We start from the raw sequence: 2,463 nt of genomic DNA on the forward strand, positions 1-2,463 counted from the left end.
CTGCTGTTAGAGAGGAATTCGAGGGAATGATACATAATCGCTGCAGCTTAGGGGTCAAAATCTGCTTAGTGTTTTTCTTTCTGGGATCTTCAAACTATGTCTGCGCTGATTGGATCGAACTGGTCAGCGGACATAAAATCCAGGGAGACGTCCTGAAACAAAACAACACCCACTTATTGGTTGATATTGGAATTGAGGTATTACGCATCCCTGTTGAGCAGATTCGATCGAGAACGAAATCGGAACAAGCTCCCAACGGCAAAGTACCGATTTCAAAAAGCAAAGAGGGCATTTATTCGATTGCAGAGCTACCAGTCAAAAGCATCAAAGAGCTGGCTCGTACCTATGGAGAGGCAGTAACATTAGTGCAGACTTCCAGTGGGCTTGGTTCAGGCTTTATTATTAACGACCGTGGATATTGTGTCACAAACTACCATGTCGTAGAGAAGGAAACCCGTATTGCGGTGACAATTTTTCACCGAACAAAAAGTGGCGAATTTCAACGCCGTCAGATTAAAGATGTTGAAATCGTAGCTTTGAATCCCTTTTTTGATTTAGCATTATTGCGAATTCCTTTACAAAAAGACCTTTCATTTCGCACTGTTTATTTAGCTGAGAATGATAAACAGCGAGAAGGTGAGGAAGTCTTTGCCATTGGAAATCCACTCGGACTGGAACGATCTGTTTCACGCGGAATCGTCAGTACGCGAAATCGAAACATGCAAGGTATTGTGTATATTCAAACAACCACGCAGATCAACCCGGGGAACAGTGGTGGTCCCTTGTTTAACTCTCGTGGAGAAGTAATCGGTGTTACAAATATGAAACTCATACTTGGTGAGGGTTTGGGCTTTGCAATTCCAATTACCTACGTAAAACACTTTCTGGACAATCGAGATGCCTTTGCATTTGATAAAACGAGTCCCAATACAGGCTATCGCTATTTTGATGCACCTAAAAGAAAAACTTCGGATATTGAAAAGTAATCAGAGAAAGTTGCAACCTGCGTCGTTTTTTTCAGGTACACCCCAGTAAGGTATTGCCTTACTGAAAATCGGTAGACTCACAAGTTCAATGCCGAGTTGGGGTTGCCAGAAAAAACAGAATTGCTACAAATAACAAAACTAGTCATCGTTACCCTGAATTCCTTCGCCTTGGCTTCTAAGTTGAAGCAATCGCGAGGTATCATTAATCCCCATCGAGAGAGAAAGAATGAAGGCTCTAATGCGAAAGCCACTTTTCATATGCACTTTGATCCTCATGCAGGCATTGGTCCTGCTGACTGCACAGACCAGCCATGCACAGAATCGAGTACAGGCTGCCCAGCGGATTCCCGCAGATTCACTCTTATATTTTTCGATACCCGATGTCGAAACTCTGGGTGAAAAGTGGAGCCAGTGCTCAATGGGGCAAATGACTCATGATGCTGCTTTTGCAGACCTGAAAAAGGATCTGATCAAGCAGATTGAAAAATTCTCTGAAAAGTTCGAAGAAGAAACAGACTTGAGCCTCAGTAATGTACTCAGTATTCCCAGTGGGGAAGTCAGTTTTGCTTTTGTGAAAAGTGAATCCAATAAATTTGGCGGGTTGGCTTTCATGGAATACGGTGAAAGCGGCGAAATCCTAGAAAAGATATTAGCAAAAGTTGAAGAGAGTCTGGATAAGAAAGGAGCAAAGCGTTCCATTCTGAGTGTGGATGGAACAAAGGTCATCGTGTATTCTTTCGGGGATGATGCGGAAGAAGGACCTGTTAAAATTCCACTTGAGAAAAAATTTGCCTATTTCCTGAAAGACAAAACTTTTGTTGCTTCAAATGATGACAAAATTTTAGAGTCTGTTTTAGCAAAGTGGGATGGCCAGGATCAGGGCACTCTCTCAAGTAAAAAGGAATACCAATATATTATTGACAAGTGTGTTGATCCGACTGCACCAGCTGTCATGCATTGGTACATGAATCCCATCGGTGCGCTCCAGTCCGTTTTGACTGTTGCCAGCCGCATCAACCCACAGGTTGGGATGGTTCAAGGATTTCTTCCTGCGTTAGGCATTACAAATCTCAAAGCCGTTGGTGGTGCCAGTTATCTGGCTACTAAGGAATACGATTCGATTTCCAAAACTTTCACGTTTGTCGAGATGCCGACATCCGGAGTGATCGATATGTTTAAATGCCCTGCTGTTGCTCAACAGCCACCAGTATGGGTTTCTGATAAAGTATCATCCTATTATTCGATCAACTGGGGAATCAGCAGTGCCTATGATTCAATCGAAACACTCTTTGATGGTTTTCAGGGACGACCGGGGGCGCTGGCAGCAATTATCGATGAACTGGCAGATAACCCCGATGGCCCCAAAGTCCACATCAAAAAAGACATCGTGGATAACATGAGTGGTCGTATTCAGGTCGCAACCGAAATTATCGATGGCGAACAAATTGATTTTACTAAAATGTCCGGACAGTTTACG

Annotated in this window: 2 protein-coding genes; both read left to right on the forward strand. The window is 43.3% G+C overall.

The window, feature by feature from the left end; genetic code table 11:
• The coding region (locus Q0668_RS10370; RefSeq protein ID WP_366918888.1) for a trypsin-like peptidase domain-containing protein at window positions 1-986 on the forward strand (986 nt) is incomplete at its 5' end.
• A gap of 238 nt (window positions 987-1,224) precedes the next feature.
• The coding region (locus tag Q0668_RS10375) for a hypothetical protein (protein WP_298863911.1) at window positions 1,225-2,463 on the forward strand (1,239 nt) is incomplete at its 3' end.

The sequence above is a fragment of the uncultured Gimesia sp. genome, assembly GCF_937910335.1.
Taxonomy (GTDB): Bacteria; Planctomycetota; Planctomycetia; order Planctomycetales; family Planctomycetaceae; genus Gimesia.